Below are 1,786 nucleotides of genomic sequence, written 5' to 3'. Positions count from 1 at the left end.
TCCCCCCAATAATTGGAGCTTGCACGCAACAAAATTCCTTCTCCAGGGCGCCAACTCTCTAGCTGATAAGGACCAACGCAAGCAGAATGGCTTGCCAAATACCGGTTTCCCATATCACCATTTTTTTCGTGTTTCATGAGTGTCTCACGATCAAGCAAAGCAAGAGTACGACTAGTGGCAAAATGGCTAAGAATGAGCTCTGCTGGATAAGGTTTATCAAATTTCATCACAACCGTTTTGTCGTCCGGTGCTTGAAAAGCCTCATCAACGTTTTGTTCTGTAATCCCATATTCATTAAATGTCGCCGCAGTAGCCATCTTCAATTGAACAACCCGCTTCATGCTCCAAATAAGATCATTAGCATTCGCAGGACGACCATCATTGAACTTTAAACCATCACGCAAGTGAAAAGTAATCACCGTACTCTGATCATCACTTGAAACATCCCAACTCTTCGCTAAAGAAGGAACCATTTTAGCAGCATCATCTGTAGCAGAAACGACTAAATTATCACAAACATTAACAAGAACTTCATTACCATAACGGTCATTGATTTGTGCGGGATCAAATGTACTTATTGTATCAAGATTCCAAGCCATCACAAGCGTATCGGCAGGTGTTTTCGCTGAAACTTGTTGCACAAACATCCCCATTGCAAGAACAGCAGAAACAAAAGAACTGCCCTTTTTCAATATTTTTCTTTTCCCGTTCATAGAATTTTCCTTTTAAGATTTAAGGTTATTGTATAACTTCTCATGTGACAACATGCAAAAATGATAAGATCATGCTTAGAAAACACGCCTCCTAGAGGTAAAATATCAAAATCTCTAAAAGCAGCAGCCACTTTTCAAAAGCTCCTTCCCTCCCAAATACGTATAGAACAAACGAACATATGCAACGCAAAACGATCTGATTAAAATGAAGCTATCACGCACGATAGCACACGACATCACGGCACTTATAATTCAGAGCATATCAGACCAAAATCCTTCCTTGTTTCATTAAAAAGATTTCTTTTTCAAGTTTCTTCTTGCGATTTTCTAAAAAGTATCATCAAAGCGCTACTCTAATTGCTTCAAAAGCCTCAAAACAATTTGATATTTTGATGATCCTGAATAAATTTTTTCGTAACCATTTTCACCCTTCTTCAGAAGAAAATTCGAACTTTATTATAACTCCGTATCAAATAACAGCTTCGAACCTATAGATTATCATATTTTAAGTCATAAGGAATGTAACCTGAGGTATGAGAAGAGTAGCTTGATGTTTCCCCACGTACCCGCATACAACAGTTTTTCTCACCAAAACATTTTATAAAGTCCCCATTTTTTCAGAAACACTAAATTTTGCTTTATTCGTTACACCTGTCTTTTGCAACAAACAAATTTATTACTTTTTATACATATAAATTGAAATATCAAATATTAATATCTATATACGTAGAATTTATCGAAATAAATAACCTCTCTTCCCAATAGAATGTTTTGAAACAAAATTCTCTACACAACATAGTAATCCATTCCCGATAGAATTCAACGTATTGCAAAGTATTAAAGAGCTTTGCAATACATCAAATATATCATGACCATGTTTTTTTATATTTTATAAACCTGATACCTTTTTATTTTTCAATTGCACTATAAAAAATACGTGGTGCACTATTCCAAACCCATTTTTTGACATCAGGTGTCATCGCTACAGAAACATATGTCTGATAGATAAAAGCATAAGGCCCTTTCTGCATAAAATCACGTTGTAAATCAGCATACATTTGCGCCCGTTTTTT

General features: G+C 35.7%; 1 protein-coding gene and 1 pseudogene. Both read right to left on the bottom strand.

Annotated elements, in window-relative coordinates; genetic code table 11:
* A partial coding sequence (locus ACFIL8_RS09820; RefSeq protein WP_375621876.1) for an ABC transporter substrate-binding protein occupies positions 1–713 on the bottom strand: 713 nt, incomplete at its 3' end.
* Between the two features lie 908 nt (positions 714–1,621).
* Positions 1,622–1,786: pseudogene (locus ACFIL8_RS09815) on the bottom strand (ABC transporter substrate-binding protein); the annotation flags it as partial.

This window comes from Bartonella sp. AP57NXGY (assembly GCF_042195805.1).
Taxonomy (GTDB): Bacteria; Pseudomonadota; Alphaproteobacteria; order Rhizobiales; family Rhizobiaceae; genus Bartonella.
This window is presented reverse-complemented; position numbering and strand designations above follow the sequence as displayed.